At 68.4% G+C, this 19,396-nt stretch carries 17 protein-coding genes and 1 pseudogene; 6 read left to right on the top strand and 12 right to left on the bottom strand.

Annotated features, from left to right (window positions below; all coding sequences use genetic code 11):
- Nucleotides 1-31: 31 nt before the first annotated feature.
- Nucleotides 32-2,818, top strand: a complete 2,787-nt coding sequence (locus tag Q2K21_RS03480; protein ID WP_310764614.1) for a poly(A) polymerase — start codon at nt 32-34, stop codon at nt 2,816-2,818.
- A 4-nt stretch (nt 2,819-2,822) separates the two neighbouring features.
- Here the strand turns inward: Q2K21_RS03480 and Q2K21_RS03475 are convergent, their stop codons facing one another.
- A complete protein-coding gene (locus tag Q2K21_RS03475; RefSeq protein ID WP_310764612.1) occupies nt 2,823-3,032 on the bottom strand; it encodes a DUF397 domain-containing protein in 210 nt (69 codons plus the stop codon).
- Entirely contained in the window at nt 3,029-3,904 is an 876-nt protein-coding gene (locus tag Q2K21_RS03470; protein WP_310764611.1) for a helix-turn-helix domain-containing protein, read from the bottom strand. Before Q2K21_RS03470 ends, Q2K21_RS03475 begins: the two co-directional genes overlap by 4 nt.
- A 155-nt stretch (nt 3,905-4,059) precedes the next feature.
- Here Q2K21_RS03470 and Q2K21_RS03465 point away from each other — a divergent pair, with 155 nt between their 5' ends.
- The 3 genes and pseudogenes from Q2K21_RS03465 (at nt 4,060) to Q2K21_RS03455 (ending at nt 6,243) form a co-directional block, all read left to right on the top strand.
- The gene (locus Q2K21_RS03465) at nt 4,060-4,533 is read left to right on the top strand and encodes an ATP-binding protein (RefSeq protein WP_310764608.1); all 474 of its coding nucleotides are present in this window, start codon (nt 4,060-4,062) and stop codon (nt 4,531-4,533) included.
- 210 nt (nt 4,534-4,743) lie between these two features.
- A pseudogene (locus Q2K21_RS03460) lies at nt 4,744-5,600 on the top strand (helix-turn-helix domain-containing protein).
- A gap of 49 nt (nt 5,601-5,649) precedes the next feature.
- On the top strand, nt 5,650-6,243 hold the full coding sequence (locus Q2K21_RS03455; RefSeq protein ID WP_310764605.1) for a Uma2 family endonuclease: 594 nt from the start codon (nt 5,650-5,652) through the stop codon (nt 6,241-6,243).
- Between the two features lie 73 nt (nt 6,244-6,316).
- On the opposite strand, the gene Q2K21_RS03450 is transcribed toward Q2K21_RS03455, so the two are convergent.
- Nucleotides 6,317-7,546 carry an acyltransferase family protein gene (locus Q2K21_RS03450; RefSeq protein ID WP_310764603.1) on the bottom strand — a complete coding sequence of 410 codons (1,230 nt, stop codon included), beginning with the start codon at nt 7,544-7,546 and terminating at the stop codon, nt 6,317-6,319.
- A 450-nt stretch (nt 7,547-7,996) separates the two neighbouring features.
- On the opposite strand from Q2K21_RS03450, the gene Q2K21_RS03445 reads away from it, so the two are divergent.
- Nucleotides 7,997-8,674 (top strand): 2OG-Fe(II) oxygenase, encoded by a 678-nt coding sequence (locus tag Q2K21_RS03445; protein WP_310764602.1) that lies wholly within the window; start codon nt 7,997-7,999, stop codon nt 8,672-8,674.
- Nucleotides 8,675-8,680: 6 nt separating this feature from the next.
- On the opposite strand, the gene Q2K21_RS03440 is transcribed toward Q2K21_RS03445, so the two are convergent.
- The 9 genes from Q2K21_RS03440 to Q2K21_RS03400 form a co-directional block, all read right to left on the bottom strand.
- Nucleotides 8,681-9,457, bottom strand: coding sequence for a hypothetical protein (locus Q2K21_RS03440; protein ID WP_310764601.1), 777 nt, complete (start codon nt 9,455-9,457; stop codon nt 8,681-8,683).
- Entirely contained in the window at nt 9,444-9,938 is a 495-nt protein-coding gene (locus tag Q2K21_RS03435; protein WP_310764600.1) for a hypothetical protein, read from the bottom strand. The genes Q2K21_RS03440 and Q2K21_RS03435 overlap by 14 nt, the downstream gene beginning before the upstream one ends.
- Nucleotides 9,939-11,156: a PAS domain-containing sensor histidine kinase gene (locus Q2K21_RS03430; protein ID WP_310764599.1), complete on the bottom strand. Its 1,218-nt coding sequence runs from the start codon at nt 11,154-11,156 to the stop codon at nt 9,939-9,941.
- Nucleotides 11,157-11,228: 72 nt separating this feature from the next.
- Nucleotides 11,229-12,011: an SDR family NAD(P)-dependent oxidoreductase gene (locus Q2K21_RS03425; RefSeq protein ID WP_310764598.1), complete on the bottom strand. Its 783-nt coding sequence runs from the start codon at nt 12,009-12,011 to the stop codon at nt 11,229-11,231.
- Nucleotides 12,012-12,337: 326 nt separating this feature from the next.
- Complete coding sequence (gene tuf / locus Q2K21_RS03420) at nt 12,338-13,531, bottom strand: elongation factor Tu (RefSeq protein WP_310764597.1); 1,194 nt, start codon at nt 13,529-13,531, stop codon at nt 12,338-12,340.
- Between the two features lie 178 nt (nt 13,532-13,709).
- Nucleotides 13,710-15,836: an elongation factor G gene (fusA, locus tag Q2K21_RS03415; protein ID WP_310764595.1), complete on the bottom strand. Its 2,127-nt coding sequence runs from the start codon at nt 15,834-15,836 to the stop codon at nt 13,710-13,712.
- A 39-nt stretch (nt 15,837-15,875) separates the two neighbouring features.
- A complete protein-coding gene (gene rpsG / locus Q2K21_RS03410; protein WP_003992340.1) occupies nt 15,876-16,346 on the bottom strand; it encodes a 30S ribosomal protein S7 in 471 nt (156 codons plus the stop codon).
- Nucleotides 16,347-16,348: 2 nt separating this feature from the next.
- Nucleotides 16,349-16,720 (bottom strand): 30S ribosomal protein S12, encoded by a 372-nt coding sequence (gene rpsL, locus Q2K21_RS03405; protein ID WP_003948652.1) that lies wholly within the window; start codon nt 16,718-16,720, stop codon nt 16,349-16,351.
- Nucleotides 16,721-17,052: 332 nt separating this feature from the next.
- Nucleotides 17,053-17,979, bottom strand: coding sequence for a glycosyltransferase family 2 protein (locus Q2K21_RS03400; protein ID WP_386277353.1), 927 nt, complete (start codon nt 17,977-17,979; stop codon nt 17,053-17,055).
- Between the two features lie 251 nt (nt 17,980-18,230).
- On the opposite strand from Q2K21_RS03400, the gene Q2K21_RS03395 reads away from it, so the two are divergent.
- Complete coding sequence (locus Q2K21_RS03395) at nt 18,231-19,274, top strand: glycosyltransferase family 39 protein (protein ID WP_310764194.1); 1,044 nt, start codon at nt 18,231-18,233, stop codon at nt 19,272-19,274.
- Nucleotides 19,275-19,396 lie beyond the last annotated feature (122 nt).

Raw genomic sequence — 19,396 nt, 5'->3', positions numbered from 1 at the left:
GTCCGAGGAAGGTCTGAGAGAGGTCTGAACGGTGCGTACCAGCGAGGAGATCTATCACCGGGTGCAATGGGACGCGCGCTTCGACCCGGCCCGCTTCGTGCTGGGCGTCCTCCAGCGCGGGGCCGCGCCCAAGCGCGTGCCGTTGCCCGCGTTCGTGCCCGGAGGCGAGATCCCCTGGCACCGGGTGCTGTTCTTCGAGGCCGACGGTGAGCTGGTGTGGGACCGGACCACGGGTGTGGACCGGATCGACGCGACCGATGCCGGGCGGGTACGGGAGGCTCGGCTGCTCCGGGCGCCGTTCTTCACGGCCCGTACGCCGCATGCCTGGGACGGCGAGGACTGGGTGCCCACACGCTCGCCGCACGGGGTCGCCTCGGGCAGTGTGCGGGTGCTCACCTGGAACACCCTCTGGGACCGGTACGACGCCGACCGCATCGACAGCGCCCGGCGCAGGCCTCTGCTGCTGCGCGCCCTGCGCGACGCCGACGTGGACGTGATCGCGTTGCAGGAGGTCGAGGCGGAACTCCTCGCCCTGCTGCTGCGCGAGCCATGGGTGCGGGCCGACTGGACGCTGGGGACGGACCCGCGGGGCCGGGACGTGGACGAGTGCGGTCTGCTGCTCCTGAGCCGGTTGCCCGTCCGCGAGGCCGCGCACCATGAACTGGGCCCGCACAAGGCGGTGACCGCGCTGGTCGTGGAGGCGGGCACGCGCCCCCTCGTCGTCGCGGCCACGCATCTGAGCAGCGACCACTCCGAGAACGGAGCCGGCCGCCGCGATGCCGAGCTGACCCGTGTCGCCGAGGGATTGGCAAGCCTGGACGCCGATCTGCTCCTGCTCGGCGACTTCAACGACGGCGGTGACACACCGCAGCTGACGCTGGGGATGCGGGACGCGTGGAGCGAGACGCACGGCGCCCACGACACGACCCCGACCTTCGACCCGGGCACCAACCCGCTGGCCGCGGTCGCGTCCCTGACCGGCCGGGCTTCCCGGCTGGACCGGGTGCTGCTGCGAGGGGACGGTCTGCGGGTACGGCGGGCCGCGCTGTACGGCGACGAGCCCACGGCGGAAGGGCTGTACATCTCCGATCACTACGGTGTGCGGGTCGAGGTGACGGCGGATGCTCCGGACGCTTCGGAGTCGGACGCCCTCGACCGTCTGGACGTACAGCCGACGCCCCGCACGGCCCTGGCGTGGATCCCACCCCAGGAGTTGTGGCCGCCGCTTCAGGACATCCGCCGGGACCACGACCCGCAGATCCGCCGCTGGCCCCCACACGTCAACGTGCTCTTCGGATTCGTACCGGAACACGCCTTCGAACAGGCGGCATCGGTGATCGCGACGGCCACCACGGCCACCACGGCACCCTTCGACGCCCGGCTGGAGGGCGTGCACTGGTTCGGCCATCGGGACTACGCCACCGTCTGGCTCGACCCGGCGGCCGCAGGTGAGGAACCGTGGACCGAGTTGCACAGCACGCTCCTGCGCCACTTCCCCCGCTGCCGTGGCCGCCACGCCGGCTTCACCCCTCACCTGAGCCTGGGCCGCACCACCTTCCCGAACGCCCTGGCCGCAGTCTGCGAGGCCCGGCTCACGCCGATGCCGGTCAGGGTCGGCGAGCTGGCGCTGCTGTCGCGGCGGGGAGACGAGCCGATGCGGGTACGGGGCACGGTGGCGCTGGGGACGGGAGAGGTCCGCTGGACGGAGGAGGCCGCGCAGGGCGGGGCGGAGGACATGGAGCGGGTGGCCGAGGGGATCACCCGCCGCATCGAGGACGCCCTCTCCGACGGCGTCGTGCATGTCGTCGGCTCCCGGCGCATGGGCTGCGCGCTGCCCGATGCGGACCTGGACCTGGTGGCGGCACTGCCCGGCACGGTCGAACTCGCCGCCGTGCAGGAACAGTTGACCTCCGCGATCCCCGAAGCAACCGATGTGCGCGAGGTGGTCGGGGCCCGCGTACCCGGCCTGCGGCTGCGGGTCGACGGGCTGGATGTGGACCTGGTCGTGGTCGCCACCGGCTCGATGGACCCCACCGAGGCGGTGGACCGGCGGGCCGAGCTGGGCGAGGCGGCGGCGATCGCGCTCAGCGCGGTGAGCGATGCCGACGCGGTGGTCGCCTCGGTGGGCGCACACGGGCCCGCCTTCACCCGGCTGGCCACGCAGGTCAAGGCATGGGCGAAGGCCCGGGGCCTGGACTCGGCACCGTTCGGAGGTCTGCCGGGCCTGGCCTGGTCCGTCCTGGCGGCCCGCACCGCGAGCGAGGCGGGCGACCTGCCACCGGGTGATCTCCTGCGGCACTTCTTCGCGACGTGGGCGGCTTGGGACTGGCGCGAGCCGGTGGGGAGGGCGGGCGATCAGCCCCTCCCCCTCACCATCACGACCCCCTCCGCCCCGATGCGCCCCTGCACGGACCAGGTCACGGCAGGCATGCGCGACCTCATCACCCAAGAGCTGTTCCGCGCCTGGGAGTTGCTGGACGCGAGCCCGGACCCGTACCCCTGGGCCGAACTCCTCGCCCCTCCCCCGCTCCACCGCCGCCACGCGGCCTGGGCGGTCGTGACGGTGGGCGCGGACGCGGACGAGGGCCGGGTACGGGGCAGGATGCGGGCCCTCGTCACCAACCTCTCGGCAACGGTTCCCGACTGCCACGCATGGCCCCGCCCCTACGCCACGAACCCCGTCCGCTACGCCATCGGCCTGGGCTCCACCCCGCCGACCCCCGGCCACCTGGCAGTTGTCGCGGAACGCAGACTGCGAGGCCTGACGGGGGTCACGCTGACGAGGGCTGAGGGGGGCGAGGTACCAACCCTGAGGTGAGCGCTCAGCCCTCGGCGGCGTACGCCACGAAGTCGGCCCAGGCCTCTGGCTTGAGCGCGAGCCGGGGGCCGGCGATGTTCTTGGAGTCGCGCACGTGGACGGTACCGGGGGTGGTGGCGATCTCGACGCAGGAGTCGCCTTCGTTACCGTCGCTGTAGCTGCTCTTGAACCACGCCAGTTCAGAGGCGTCCCCGGCGGAGGCCTTGCAGTTCATGTTTCTCCCAGCAATTGCTCGATGAAGGCCAGCGACTCCCGTGGCGGGAGGGCCTGCGCCCGGATGGTGCCATAGCGCAGCTCAAGGATGCGGAGCTGCCTCGGGTCAGTAGTCGGCCGACCGTTGAACGCGCCGTCTGCGCGTCCCACTGCCGTGCCGTCCTCGAACTTCAGCAGTTCGATCCTGCCGTCCAGACCGGGATGGACCTCGCAGTGCGTCGGCATCACCTGGAGCGTGACGTTGCGCAACTGGCCCACCTCCAGCAGATGTTCGAGCTGCTGTCGCCACACCATTGTGCCTCCGAGGGGACGCCGCAGTGGTGCCTCCTCCAGCACGAAGCTAAGCGAGGGGGCAGGTTGCCTCTCGAAGATGGACTGCCGGGCCACGCGAGCGGCCACCATCCGCTCCACCTCATCCTCCGAGTACGGAGGCTGTCGTGACTCGAACGCGACCCTGGCATGCGCCGGTGTCTGCAGCAGCCCGCTGATGCTGTGGCACACGTACACGCCCAACTCGACCGCCCTGGCCTCCACCTGAGCCAAGTCCCGCACCTTCTTCGGGTAACGGACCCTCTTCACGTCCTCCTTCATCGCCGAGAGCAACCCACCGGCCCCCAGTACCTCGTCCGCCCTGTCCAGATAGTCGGGCCGAGGAATCCGCTTCCCGCCCTCGATCTTGTAGACCATGTCCTCCCCGTAGCCGACCGCCGCCCCGAACTCGGCGGCCCGCATCCCCACCCCCTCCCGCCGCAGCTTCAACTGCCGTCCCACAGTGGCCACGACGGCGATCCCCCAGTCGTCGTCCGGGTCCACCTCCCACCCCGGCTCGTCCGCCTCGCTCCTGAGCCGTACCGCCTCGCCGTCCAGCGACATCCCGCACCCCTCCGTCGTACGACCGTGCCGCGACGCCCCTACCCGTACGGCAGGTCTCGACAAGCCCGGACAGCACCGGACAACCGCCGGACAGTCACCGTACGCATCGGCGTCGTCACTGTTAACGGTAGGCGTGCACGGCCACGCTGAGTGACGTGAAGCAAGAAATCCCCCAACTGGACTCCCCCATCCGCAACTTCGGCGTGCAACTGTCGTCCACGCCACGCGGAGCACGCCTGGCACGCCTGCTCGCGACGGAGCAGCTCCGCACCTGGGGGCTGCCGACGGACCCGGCGGCACACATCGTCGCCGAGCTGGCGGCCAACGCGGCGACCCACGGCCGGGTCGCGGGCCGGGACTTCCGGCTCCTGCTGTACGTCGTCGGCGACACCCTCCGTATCGAGGTCGCCGACACACGCGGCGAGTGCCGGCCTCAGACCCGGCACCCCACCGACGACGCCGAGTCGGGCCGAGGACTCCTCCTGGTCGACGCCTTGGCCGACCGCTGGGGCACCACCCCGGGACCGCGCCCACGCAAGACCGTATGGGCCGAACTCAGCCTCCCACCGGACCATGGAAACGCGTGCTCCGGTGCCACGGGCGGCCTTTCCCAAAGACCACGAAGGTGAAAGAACCCGACCAAGCCCCACCTCTCCTCCCGCCTGCGGCAGCGCCTCACCCGCGTGGGTGAACATCACCAACTTGGCTGGATTCGGGCCCGGTTGCCTGCCCTACGCTCAGCGCGAGCAACACAGGACAACCGCAGACATGCGACGGCCCTCGCCGGGACTGGCATCCCAGTGCGAGGGCCTGACCACCGAGGAAGACAGGACTTCCCGATGGACACCGAAAACCCTAGCGTGCCCACGCACGCCCAGTCCCGGCTTGGCCGCAACAACCACCCGAACCGGCGCCCCGATTCCGGCGGCCTCACCCACGACAACACCCGCCACACCACCCGCTTCACGGTGATCGGCAACCACCTCGCCCAGCACCCCGAGCTGTCGGGCCTCGCGATCGGGCTGGCCGTCCACATCCAGTCCCTCCCCGCAGGCGCCCGCGTCGACATCAAGACGCTCGCCGCCCGCTTCCCCGAGGGCGCCACCCGTATCGCCGCCGCCCTGCGCGAGCTGGAGGCCCACGGCTATCTGCGCCGTACCCGTGAGCGCCTCCCCAGCGGCCGTATCGTCACCCGCACGATCTCGTGCAACCAGCCCGGACGTCACCACGTCGACGACATGCCGGCCGTCCACAAGGCACCGAAGAAGCGCACACCCCGCAAGCCCCTACCCGCCGTACCGCAACCCTCGCGCCTCTCCCCCACCCTCCTCCAGACGGCCGCCGAACTCCTCGCAGACCTCCGCCGCCACGACCCCGCCTTCTCCTCTCGGCCTGCGACACCAACCACCTCGCCCCCGGCGTCGCCGCCTGGCTGGAGCGCGACCTCACCCCCACGGCCGTACGCCACGCCCTCACCACGGACCTCCCCCAGGACCCCCTGCGCCGCCCGGCCGCCCTCCTGGCCCACCGCCTGGTCGCCCAACTCCCGCCGCCACCGCCGTTCCGGGCCCCGGCCCCGCCGTCCCCGGACCCACTGCACCCCCTCCAGAACTGCGACGGCTGCGACCACGCCTTCCGCGCTCCCGCCCCCGGCCGCTGCCGCGACTGCCGATCCGATCCCCCGGAGGCCGCCTAGCATGAACGTGACGATCCTTGCCCCTGGGCACAGACGAGGAGCGAGCGCCATGACCATCGCACCGGACAACGCGCAGCAGGGCGCCTCCCACATCTACCGAGCCATGCGGGACCTCGTTCAGTCCATTGACGACACCATCCCCGGCAAGTTCGAGATCACCAAGGAAGGGATCGTCCACGACATGATGTCGCCCATCGGCCCTCACGAACTCACCGTGCTGCGCCTTCGGAAACGCCTGGAAAAGGTGATGCCGGAAGAAATCGTGGCCCATACCGGTGAGCCGGATGTGGAGACCGAGTCCGAGGGCATCATGCGACGCCCCGACGTGATGGTGATCGCCGAGGCGGACATGGAGATTGAGGGAACCTTCGATCCCCGAACGATTCACGCCGCCGTCGAAGTCGTCTCCCGCTCCAACCCGGACAACGACTGGGTCACCAAGATGCGCGACTATCCCCTGATGGGCATCCCCGTCTACGCGATCTTCGACCCGCGCACCGGCACGGGCACCGTCCTCACCGACATCCACGCCACCCCCGACGGCCCCCGGTACGCCACCCGCAAGGACTTCGTCTACAGCGAGGACGTCACCATCGCCGACTGGACCATCTCGACGGGCAACCTGCCGCTCTACCGGGAGTGAGGACGCCGAAGGAGCACCCGACCAAGGCGCATGCCGATCTTGCCGCCGACCACCCGCGTGGTGTCACGCCCCGTCAGCCCGCCTGCCCCGCATTCCGCAGCCGAGCGAACGACGTGTCCAGCCCCCTCTTCAGCGCGCCTGCCACGGGTCGCTCCACGAAACGGTGGACCAGGTAGCCCAGCAGCAGGAACCCGGCGATCACCGAGACGACCAGCAGCCGGGCGTCCATCGTGTCCCGCAGGCGGTTGATCAGCGTCGTACCGGCCGCGTAGTGCATCAGATAGAGCGGGTACGTCAGGCTCCCCGCCGTGACCAGCCACTTCCAGCGGACGCGGTCGGTCAGGCCCAGGGCGATGGCGACCATGACCAGCAGGAACACGGTGAAGATCAGCACGGCTCCCCGCCAGCCGGAGACGTGCTCGACCTCGTCGATGCGCTGCCCCAGCTCCCGCTGGCCCATCAGCCACGACATGGCGAGGATGCCCCACAGCAGCAGGTCCTGGCCGAAGCGGTGCATGAGGTAGAGGGCGAGGCCGGCGATGAAGTACCAGGCGGCCTCGGGGCCGGCGACCAGGTCCAGCAGGGGGACCTCGGCCACCGGCGCGAGCATGGCGGCGGCGCCCCACACGCAGCAGAAGAGGACGACCTTGCGGTAGGTCAGGCCGGTGGCCACCACGAGGAGGAAGAGCAGGTAGAAGCGGAGTTCCGACCACAGGGTCCAGTAGACGCCGTCGACGTTCCGCACGCCCGAACCGGACTGCAGCATCGTGAAGTTGAGCAGGATGTCGCGCAGCCGCATGCGCTCCCAGACACCCGGCAGGGCCATCAGCACAACCGTCGTGAACACGATCGCGCACCAGTACGCCGGGTAGAGCCGGATGACGCGGGAGACGAAGAACTGGCGTGGGGTGCGGCCCCAGCAGGACATGCAGATCACGAAGCCGCTGATCACGAAGAAGATCTCGACGCCGATCCAGCCGTACGCCGCGAAGTGGAACACCGTCGGCATGATGTCGGAGACCGGGCGGTCCCAGATCAGGTTGCCCGGCTGATCGACCCGGCGCGTACCCGCGTAGTGGTGTACGGCGACCATCAGGGCGGCGATCAGGCGGATGCCGTCGACGGCGTACAGGCGGGAGCGGGTTCGTCCGGAGGCGGCGGCGCGCTCACGCCGCCGGGTGGGCCGCGACGGCCGCTCGGCCCCGGTCTCGGTCACGGTGACGCCCACCCGGCCGCCCAGCTCGGCGACCGGGGGCAGCGGTTGCCGGAATCCGCCGACGGCCCGCACGGGTATGGACGACATGGACGATCCCCTGTGCGCGTCACGCATCGGAACCCAACCATCCTCCCGAACGATTCCCGGGCCCCGACGGCCACCGGACGACTCACGGTACGACCGCCCCAACCACCCCACTACGCACAGGAAGGAACATTCCGCACAGGGACGAGCCGGAGTTGCCACAACTCTCGCCGGCGCGCCTCATAGAGTTCCCCGACACTTCGCTTGACGGCAGGCGGTCAGGGAATCAGCTCGGCCAGGGGACCATCGACGCGAAGACGAGGACCGAGACCAGTACGGTGCCGGGCGCGAGGATGGCGAGGACCCAGCGCGGCACGACGTTTCACCCAACCGCAGGGCGCGGGCGGGCACATGAGCGCTCGTACTCAGGGGAACCACCCCTATACGTCATGGCTACGCTATAAGGACAACCGCACAGCGACGGAGCCGCGTCGATCCTGAGGGGTGGGGGAAATGGATCATGTGGATCATGCCCTGCGGGGCCGGTTCTCCTGGACGACCTTCGACGTGACCTCGCTGCTGCCCGCCGGCTGGGACACGGACATCGCCGAGGTCGTACGGAAGAACCAGGCAGACCGGCTCCTCATGCCTCCGCATTCCACCTCGCGCGAACAGGTCGGCACCCGGGCACTGCTCACCAGCGCGGTTCGCGGGGCCGTGGTCTGGAAGGAGCTTTCCTGGGTGGTCGACCTGTACCACGGCCTCTTCAGGGAGTTGGGAGAGAGCCACGCACGGCGCACGGTGCTCTCGGCGACGGACCGCCGCTACGCGGTGGTGCTGAACGTCCAGGAGCCCGGTGGCGACAGGAGCGAGTGCCACATCGACACGAACCCGATCGCCGGTCTGCTCTATGCGACCGGTCATCGTCCGGGCGCCGGCGGTGAGCTGGCCATCGCGCACGACACCCATGCCCGGAACACCGCGGACGTGGATCGCGACTGCTCGGTGATCTACCCGCAGAAGGGCCATCTGGTGTTCTTCGACGGCAGGCTGCATCCGCACTACGTGCGTGCGGTGACGAGTGGCGGAGCGCGCGTCGTCGTGGCCATGAACTACTACACCGAGGAATGCCCCGAAAGCATGCGCCCCGGCGATCTCGACGACTACCTCCACGGCAGCCCTGTCGGCTGAGCCTCGTCAGCCGCCCAACCGTTGGGACAGCTCGCGGATGAAGGGAACGTGCTCGATGTCCGATGCCCCCGAGCACCGGATCAGCATGTCCAGATAGGACCGGATCCGCGCCTTCACCTCGGTGGAGACCATGGTCGGACGGCGGTGCAGGACGGACGTCAGCTCGCGCAGGTCGAACACGATCTCGGCGAGTGCCTGCCGGGCCAGCAGCCGCTGGACCAGTCGGAGGGTCATGGCACGGTTGCGCGACAGCGCGGAGCCGTCCTCGTCCAGGGTCTCGATCTCGTCGGTGACCGTGAGGAACAACGCGATGCGCAGGTCCTGCAGAGCCAGCTGGGTCCGTGTGTTCTCCAGGTCCGTCCTCTGCTGCTGATTCTGCGCGCGCAGCTCCCCGATCAGCGTCGTCAGGTCCCGCAGGTTCTTCTCGACCTCGTCGCGCTTGCGGTCCACCACGGTGGCGACGTACAGCGAGTAGCCGGAGACCACGGTGGCCACGATGCTGAAGATCGCCATGGCCATGTCCGAACCCGCCGTGTTCGAGTCGGCGAACCGGCCGACCACGATGTACAGAGCGGGAGCGACGAGCGTGACGCCGAGCGCCGCGCAGGCGGTGAGCAGGACCCGAAGGACCGGGCGCGCACGGGTGGCTCTCCACAGCACGGCGGCGGTGACCAGCAAAGAAACCCAGAGGAACGTGTACCAGGCCTGGCTCGCCGCCAGCCAGAGAAAGCCGTAGGCCGGTTCAGCCCCCTGGACGGCGGCCAGGACGTCAGGGGGCGGCACGCAGCATCTCCTCCAGCAGGTCGACGAGGTCCTGCGGGCTCGTCTCGTACTTGTCGAAGGCCGACCGGTCCTGCCACGGGCGAGCGCCTTCCATGGCGACGAACGAGTCGGCCACGGCGGAGAGGTAGATGAAAGGTATGTGGCGCACGCCGTTTTGCGCGCTGAGGTACATCCCCAGTACCTGGCCCGCGTTCAGTTCCTGCACTCCCAGCCGGTAACCGGAGTGGTTCCCCCGGAAGATGGACGCGAACGTCTCCAGCGCCTCGGGTACCGGATCGGGCAGGCTCATGTGCAGGTCGAGCACCGCCGCGTCAATGGGTTCCCGCGACTCGAACAACGAGCAGGCCTGCCGCAGCGTGTTGCAGTGCAGGAGGTGTGCACCGGCTCGTCTGATGGCGGCGAAGAAATACCGGTTGATGTCGTACCGGTCGTCGACGAAGGCGATCGTCTTCCCGGCCAGCGGCGTTCTCGGCGTCGACATCTACGCGTCCCCATGGGCGTCGCACGGCCACAGGATGCTCACCAGGACCTGGTCGGCCTGGTTGGCTATGGAGATCCTTCCCCCGACCTCCTTCGTCCACTGATGCGCGATGGACAGCCCCAAGTGCATCCCCTCCGACGGGTTCTGCGCGTCCTTGTAGAACGGCTCGAAGCCGTGGTCGATCTGGGACTGCGGCATCTGGCCCGGGTTGCGCACGGCGATCCCCGCGAAGCTCTTGTCCCGGGCCAGGGTGACGGTGATGCGCCCGTCGCCATGCGTCAACGACCGGTCGTAGTGCTTGACGGAGTTGCTCAGTACGTTGCGCATGGTGTTCGTGAAGGCCTCGCGCGTGCCGAGCAGCCGGGTCCGGTTCAGCCGCCCCGGGTCGTCCGGCAGCACGAGTGCGATGTCGGTACCGAGCTGTGTGGCCGCGTAGGCGAACTCGTCGGTCACGGCGCGTACGGTGTCGAGCAGGTCGAAGCCGCCCGGGCGGGCGAAGGCCTGCGGGTTTCCCGCCCGGAGATCAGGCTGGAAGCCGGCCTGGAACGACAGGAAATTGTCCGACAGCAACCGCAGGCTGCCCACCGACCGCTCGATGTCCCTGAACTCATCGGTCCCCGACAGGGACGGGTTGTCCTCCGCCAGCTGTCGCAGCGCCTGCCGCAGGGGTACCAGTTCGCTGCGGATCTCGTGTGCGAAGGTGCGGCCCCACAGCGCCAGCTGTCGGGAGTTGAGTTCGGTGATGTGGTCCAGAAACGCTTCCAGGGTGCGCAGCGGGGCGTGGTCGGGGCCCTCGCGCTTCGCCCGGTAGTACGCGTCGGTGTGTTGCAGAAACCTGCTGGGCGTCAGGTCCACCGCGAGTTCCGCCTGAAAGCTCTCCCCCTCGAACTCCACCCGAAAGGCATTGGTGAGCAGGGCGACCGGATTTCCGTGCCGGTCCCGGTCGACGGCGATGCAGTTGACCGCCGGGACGACGAGAGGGACACCGGCGATGATGCGGTCGGCGTCCTCGCGGGCCTGGTCCTTCTGGGGCTCGTCCACGAACAGGTCGAGAAAGCTGCTGCCGATGGCTTCCTGCTTGGTGTAGCCGTAGATGCGGCTCGCCGCGGCGTTCCAGAGGACGATCTCGTAGCCTCCGTCGCGCCCGCGCGACATCCAGAAGCTCACGGGTATCTGGTCGAGCAGCGCGTGGATCAGGTCCGCGCCCTCGTCCGGCAAGCCCCGAGCCTCGTCATTTCCCGGCACTGCGCCCCCCACCTGCGCTCGTCAGCTCGTCAGCCCGCCGGCTCGTCAGGCTTCCACGGTCCCCTTTGCCAGCTGGTACTCGAACTTCGCCACGGTGTCGGCGCCCAGGTAGCCGCCGTCCACGGTGAGGACCGTGCCGTTCACAAAACTCGCCTGGTCCGAGAGCAGGAAGGACACCGCGGCAGCCACTTCGGTCGGATCACCCGGGCGTCCGAGCGGAGTGATCGCGCGGGACTTGTCGTGGACTTCCTCGGGCATGGCGCCGGCGATCCAGCCCGCCGCCACCGCGTTGGCCCTGATGTCGCGCCGCATCGTATTGGCCCAGGATTTCGTCAGATTGTGGATGGCGGCCTTCGACGCGGCATACGCGGAAGCTCCGTACGACCCGACGAATCCCTCTGTGCTCGTCACCGTCACAATGGCGCCCCGGTCGGCGATTCTCAGACCGAGTTCCCGCACGAGGTAATTGGGAGCCGTCAGATTGACCGCGACACTCTTGTCCCATTCGTCGTGGTCGAATTCGTCGAGATTCTCGGGCGCGAAGTAGTACTCCGCGTTGACCAGCGCGTGGTAGACCCTGTCCCGGCAGTCCGCCTCCTCCCGGAGACGGGTGACGAAGGCGAACAGGTCCTTGCGGTTGGCGAGATCGACCTCGACCAGCTCGCACTCCGGGCCCAGATCGTCCCCAAGGCGCCGCGCATGGTCCTGGTCGTCGCTCGCGTGGGTACCGATCACGCGGTACCCGTCCTTGACCAGACGACGCGTCACCGCCTCACCGATCCCCGGGGCCGCCGCACCGGTGACCACGACCGTTCGCCGAGTGTCCATCGCATCTCCGCTGGGAGGACCAGGTAAAGGGACTGAGCAAGCCCGACGGCGCGGCCCTTCGACGCGAGCCCCCGTCCGGTCATTCACTCAGGTTAGCGTGCATGGGGCGCTACGCGGAGTTACGCGACAAAACAAATGGCTCGACGCCAGGCGCGATCAAACTCCTGTATCAACCAACTCAATGAGCCCGTGACGCCCTGCCCGAAATGATCTCGCCCAATTTCCCCGGCCCGGCGCGGAACGCGAAGAGGCCCGTACGACCGAAGTCGTACGGGCCTCTTCAGGTCAGGCAACCCCGAAGGGTCAGACCCTCAAGCGAGCGGAACTCACTTGTTGATCTTGGTGACCTGGCCGGCGCCCACGGTGCGACCACCCTCACGGATGGCGAACTTCAGGCCCTCTTCCATGGCGATGGGCTGGATGAGCTGCACCGACATCTCGGTGTTGTCACCCGGCATGACCATCTCGGTGCCCTCGGGGAGGGTCACCACGCCGGTCACGTCCGTCGTACGGAAGTAGAACTGCGGGCGGTAGTTGTTGAAGAACGGCGTGTGGCGGCCACCCTCGTCCTTGGAGAGGATGTAGGCCTGCGCCTCGAACTCGGTGTGCGGGGTGACCGAGCCCGGCTTGATGATGACCTGGCCGCGCTCGACGTCCTCGCGCTTGATGCCGCGGAGCAGCAGACCGACGTTCTCACCGGCCTGGCCCTCGTCGAGCAGCTTGCGGAACATCTCGATACCGGTGACCGTGGTGGTGGTCTTCTCGGTCTTGATGCCGATGATGTCGACGGTCTCGTTGACCTTCAGGACACCACGCTCGATACGGCCGGTGACGACCGTACCGCGACCGGTGATCGTGAAGACGTCCTCGATCGGCATCAGGAACGGCTTGTCGACGTCACGCTCGGGCTCCGGGATGGAGGTGTCGACAGCGTTCATCAGGTCCAGGACCGACTGGGTCCACTTGGCGTCGCCCTCGAGCGCCTTCAGAGCGGAGACCTGGACGACCGGAACGTCGTCGCCCGGGAACTCGTACTCGGAGAGGAGCTCACGAACCTCGAGCTCGACGAGCTCCAGGATCTCCTCGTCGTCCACCATGTCGGCCTTGTTCAGGGCGACGACGATGTACGGAACGCCGACCTGGCGGGCCAGGAGCACGTGCTCCTTGGTCTGCGGCATCGGGCCGTCGGTGGCGGCGACCACCAGGATCGCGCCGTCCATCTGCGCGGCACCGGTGATCATGTTCTTGATGTAGTCCGCGTGACCCGGGCAGTCGACGTGGGCGTAGTGACGCGACTCGGTCTGGTACTCGACGTGCGCGATGGAGATGGTGATACCGCGCTGACGCTCCTCGGGCGCCTTGTCGATGTTGTCGAACGGGGTGGCCTCGTTCAGGTCCGGGTAGGCGTCGTGCAGCACCTTGGTAATGGCGGCCGTGAGGGTCGTCTTACCGTGGTCGATGTGACCGATGGTGCCGATGTTGACGTGCGGCTTAGTCCGCTCGAACTTCGCCTTCGCCACTGGGGTCCTCCTGTGGAGTGGTTCTGTACGCCTTACTCATCGGCGCCAGGTGATCTTTGCTGGGGTGCCGCCCGCCGGGGCTCTTTCCTTGGACCGGAACCCTGGGATCCAGGGGTTCCGACCCGGGGCCGAAACCCCGGCGGTCGGTGTCAAGCCTAAAGCGTGTGAACGGAGTGCGTTACTCGCCCTTGGCCTTCGCGATGATCTCCTCGGCGACGTTCCGCGGAACCTCGGCGTAGGAGTCGAACTGCATCGAGTAGCTTGCGCGACCCGACGTCTTGCTACGGAGGTCTCCGACGTAGCCGAACATCTCCGAGAGGGGCACGAGGCCCTTCACGACGCGGGCACCGGCCCGCTCCTCCATGGCCTGGATCTGGCCACGGCGGGAGTTGATGTCGCCGATGACCTCACCCATGTAGTCCTCGGGCGTGGTGACCTCAACGGCCATCATCGGCTCGAGCAGCACGGGGCTGGCCTTGCGCGCGGCCTCCTTGAAGGCCTGCGAACCGGCGATCTTGAAGGCGAGCTCGGAGGAGTCGACCTCGTGGTACGCACCATCGTGCAGGATGACGCGCACGCCGGTCATCTCGTAACCGGCGAGGATGCCGAACTGCATGGCCTCCTGCGCACCGGCGTCGACCGAAGGGATGTACTCCTTCGGGATACGACCACCGGTCACCTTGTTCACGAACTCGTACGAGGTGTCGCCACCCTCGAGCGGCTCGATGCCGATCTGCACCTTGGCGAACTGGCCGGTACCACCAGTCTGCTTCTTGTGCGTGTAGTCGACGCGCTCGACGGCCTTGCGGATCGTCTCGCGGTACGCGACCTGCGGCTTGCCGACGTTGGCCTCGACCTTGAACTCACGGCGCATACGGTCGACCAGCACCTCGAGGTGCAGCTCGCCCATACCACCGATGATGGTCTGGCCGGTCTCCTCGTCCGAGTGGACCTGGAAGGACGGGTCCTCCTCGGCCAGGCGCTGGATCGCGACGCCCAGCTTCTCCTGGTCGCCCTTCGACTTGGGCTCGATGGCGACCTGGATGACCGGCGCCGGGAAGTCCATGGACTCCAGGATGACCGGGTTCTTGTCGTCGGCCAGCGTCTCACCGGTGGTGGTCTGCTTCAGGCCCATGACGGCGACGATGTCGCCGGCGCCCACCGACTCGATCTCCTCACGCTTGTTGGCGTGCATGCGGTAGATCTTGCCGATGCGCTCCTTCTTGCCCTTGACGGAGTTCAGCACCGAAGAGCCGGACTCCAGGCGGCCCGAGTAAACCCGGACGAAGGTGAGCTTGCCGAGGTGCGGGTCGCTCATGATCTTGAACGCCAGCGCCGAGAGGGGCTCCTCGTCGGACGGCTTGCGCTTGACGACGACCTCGGGGTCCTTGACGTCGTGGCCCTCGATGGCCTCGATGTCGACCGGGGACGGCAGGTAGCGCACGACCGCGTCGAGCAGGGGCTGGACACCCTTGTTCTTGAACGCGGTACCGCAGAACACCGGGGTCACGGTGGTGCCGGTGCCCTTGCCGGACGCGATGGTGATACGACGGATCGCGGCGTACAGCTGCTCCTCGGAAGGCTCCTGGCCCTCCAGGTACAGCTCCATGATCTCTTCGTCGTTCTCGGCCACGGCCTCGAGCAGCTTGCCGCGGTACTCCTCGGCAGCCTCGGTGTGCGTGTCCGGGATGTCGACGACGTCGTACATCTCGCCCTTGGTGGCCTCGGCGGACCACACGAGCGCCTTCATGCGGACCAGGTCCACGACGCCCTTGAAGTCGGCCTCGGCACCGATCGGGAGCTGCATCACGATCGGCTGAGCGCCCAGGCGGTCAGAGATCATGTCGACGCAACGGTGGAACTCGGCACCGGTCCGGTCGAGCTTGTTGACGAAGCAGATACGCGGAACGCCGTAGCGGTCCGCCTGACGCCACACCGTCTCGGACTGGGGCTCGACACCGGCGACGCCGTCGAACACCGTCACGGCACCGTCGAGCACGCGCAGGGAGCGCTCCACCTCGACGGTGAAGTCGACGTGACCCGGGGTGTCGATGATGTTGATGGTGTGGTCGACGTCTTCCAGCGACCAGTGACAGGTGGTGGCAGCAGAGGTGATCGTGATGCCACGCTCCTGCTCCTGCTCCATCCAGTCCATGGTGGCAGCGCCGTCGTGGACCTCACCGATCTTGTACGACACACCGGTGTAGAACAGGATCCGCTCGGTGGTGGTCGTCTTGCCCGCGTCGATGTGGGCCATGATCCCGATGTTGCGGACCTTGGCCAGGTCAAGTGAAGTGGTAGCCATAAGGCTTCAGTCTTCTCTCGGTCTCGATGTGGGTAGCGACTACCAGCGGTAGTGCGCGAAGGCCTTGTTGGACTCGGCCATCTTGTGCGTGTCCTCGCGCTTCTTCACAGCGGCACCGAGGCCGTTGGAGGCGTCGAGGAGCTCGTTGAGCAGACGCTCGGTCATGGTCTTCTCGCGACGGGCGCGGGAGTAACCGACCAGCCAGCGCAGCGCCAGGGTGTTGGCACGACCGGGCTTGACCTCGATCGGCACCTGGTAGGTGGCGCCACCGACACGGCGGGACTTGACCTCAAGGGTCGGCTTGATGTTCTCCAGCGCGCGCTTCAGCGTGATGATCGGGTCGTTGCCCGTCTTCTCACGCAGACCCTCCATGGCGCCGTAGACGATGCGCTCGGCGGTGGAGCGCTTGCCGTTCAGCAGCACCTTGTTGATGAGGGAGGTCACCAGAGGAGAACCGTAGACCGGGTCGATGATGACCGGGCGCTTCGGGGCGGGGCCCTTACGAGGCATTCTTACTTCTCCTTCTTGGCGCCGTAGCGGCTGCGGGCCTGCTTGCGGTTCTTGACACCCTGGGTGTCGAGCGAACCGCGGATGATCTTGTAGCGAACACCCGGCAGGTCCTTCACACGGCCGCCGCGCACGAGCACGATGGAGTGCTCCTGCAGGTTGTGTCCCTCACCCGGAATGTAAGCGGTGACCTCGATCCCGCTGGTCAGACGCACACGCGCGACCTTACGCAGGGCCGAGTTCGGCTTCTTCGGGGTGGTCGTGAACACACGCGTGCAGACGCCACGACGCTGAGGGGAACCCTCGAGTGCGGGCGTCTTGTTCTTCTCGACCTTGTCCTGCCGGCCCTTACGGACCAGCTGCTGGATCGTAGGCACTACTTCTCCGGTTTCTGTGTGCCGATAGGTACAGCTAACCTGGAACGTCGCCGACCCACGCGGTCGGGTGTGTCGAATCCAGCAGACCCTGCCGCAAGGCGAGAAGGGCGCAGATTACGGTGGCCGATGACGGCTCGCCATGCGGTTGAAGGCACGCACGAGAGCCAGGGCACACCCCAGGCACAAGGTCTGAGCGTACCCACCGCACAGACTCCGGTCAAAACAAAAGGGGGGTGGCCGGAGCGCGGGGCACCCGGACGGGTTTGACCTGGGCTTTCTCCGGGCGGCCGTCTATTACCACAGGAGGCGGCGGGACGCGAATCGAGGGGGCATCACGACCTCGGTGCCGGCTCCTCCGCGACCTGTGCCGTGTCGTGCCCCACGAAGTACGTCGGCCGGTTCTGTATCGCCGTGTAGATGCGGGCCACGTACTCCCCCAGCAGCCCCACACAGATCAGCTGCACGGCGCCGATGAACAGCACCCCGGTGAACAGGGAGGTCCAGCCCGGCACCGTGTGGTCGAGCACGTGGGCGGCGAGCGTGTAGACGATCAGCCCGAGGCAGACCAGGAAGGCGAAGCCGCCGAGCCAGGTGGCCAGCCGCAGCGGGGCCGCCGAGAAACCGGTGACACTGTCGACCGCGAGCCGGATCATCCGGCCCAGCGGGTACTTGCTGCGCCCTGCCGTGCGCGGGGCGCGCTCGTAGGTGACCTGCCCGCTGGGGAAACCGAGCCAGGGGACGAGCAGGCGGTAGACGCGCTGCTGCTCCGGCAGGGCCTTCAGCGCGTCCACAGCGCCCCGGCTGAGCAGCCGGAAGTCACCGGCCTGGGAGGGCACGGAGGGGCCCACGAGGCGGCGTACGAGCCGGTAGTAGAGCCCGGCGGTCCACCGCTTGAACCCGGAGTCGCTGGCCCGGTCGGCGCGGATGCCGTAGACGATGTCGAGCCCCTCGGCACGGGCCAGGGCCAGCATGTCGGGGATCTTCTCGGGCGGATCCTGGAGGTCGGCGTCGAGGCTGACCGCATACGCGCCGACCGCCCGGTCGAGGCCGGCGGTGAGGGCGGCCTGATGGCCCGAGTTGCGGCGCAGGCGGATCACCCGCAGCTCCGGCCAGCCGAGCCGGAAGGCCCCGAGCAGTTCGGCGGTGCCGCCGGTGGAGCCGTCGTCGACGGCGACGAGCTCGTACGGCACCCCGAGACCCTCCAGGACCGGGCGCAGCCGGCTGACCAGGGCGGGCAGGGCCTCCACCTCGTTGAACATCGGAACGACGACGGACAGTTCGGTCGTCGCATCCGCTCCCTCGGCCACCCGCTTCTCCCCCCTTCGCGCAGGTCGATCGTCCGCGCCGGAGCCGCCGGCTCACGCTGCCTCCGGGTGCACGGCCGTACGTGGCTCCGCTCGCCCTGTAACGGCGTCACGAAGCTCGTGGGGCTCACCATATTCGCCCGGCTGCTCGAGTACGCCGGTGACTACCGCACAAAGGACCCGCGGTTCGGCGGCGGCGCCCACTGGTGGGACTGCGGTCCAGCTGGGACGGCTGGTGGTACCTCCAGGTCGCCCAGAACGGGTATGACCCGAAGCCGCTAAAACCGCTGCCCCCGGGCAGCCTGTTCACGGTCAAGCAGAACTCAGTCGCCTTCTTCCCGCTCTACCCCGGGCTGATCCGTTCCGTCTCGGAGGTGACCGGGCTCGGCCTGTACGGCTCCGCGATCCTGGTGTCGGTCCTGGCATCCCTCGTGGCGGCGGCCGGCATCTACGCGGTGATCTCGACGCTGGCCGGGGTGCGGGCGGGCGTGATCGCCGCCGGACTGTGGGCCGTCGTGCCAGGGGCGGGCGTCGAGTGGGCGGTGTACTCGGAGTCGCTGTTCGTCGCCATCGCGGCCTGGACCTGCTACTGCGTGATGAAGGGCCGCTGGGTGCCGGCGGGCCTGCTGGCCTTCCTGGCGGGCCTGAGCCGGCCCACCTCGGCGGCGCTCATCGGCGCGGTGAGCCTCGCCGCCCTGGTCACGGTCCTACGGCGGGACGGCCGGCGCGAGCACGGCGTCGCCGGGCCGGTCTACGCCATGATCGCGGCACCGCTCGGCCTGCTCACGTACGTCCTGTGGGTCGGCCTCAGCATGGGCGACCTGACCGCCTACTTCACACTCCAGCGCGAGGGCTGGGCGCACTACTTCGACGGCGGCGCCTACACGCTGGACGTGCTGCGCAACATCGCGGTTGGGCACATCGACTACCTCTTCGCCTTCTCCACGCCCGACCTGCTCGGCGTCCAGCTGGTGATCGCGCTGCCCTTCCTGATCGCGCTGATGCTGCGCAGGAAGCCGCCGCTGGTGCTGGTCGCCTACACCCTGGCCGGCATCGTGACCGTCCTCGGCACGCAGCAGATGTTCGGCAACACCTCCCGCTATCTGCTGCCCGCCTTCCCCCTGCTGCTCGCCCCGGCCGCCGCCCTGAGTCGGCTGAAGTGGCCGAGCCTGACGGTGTTCTTCACGAGCGCGGCGGTGGCCTCGGGGTGGTACGCCCACTACGTGATCTTCGAGCTGGGGATTCCGTAGGCCGCTCGCTCGGCCGCGAAGACGACCTCCAGCGGAAGAGTTGGGCCCACTCGGCCTTGGCGGCCCGCAGCCGGAATCGCTTCGTCCGTAGGCACGACGAGTAGGATCATCCGGAACGGTTG

Origin of the sequence: Streptomyces sp. CGMCC 4.7035, assembly GCF_031583065.1 — a bacterium.
In the GTDB taxonomy this organism is placed as follows: Bacteria; Actinomycetota; Actinomycetes; order Streptomycetales; family Streptomycetaceae; genus Streptomyces; species Streptomyces yaanensis.
The sequence above is the reverse complement of the archived record's forward strand: the minus strand, read 5'-3'. Positions and strand labels throughout refer to the sequence as shown.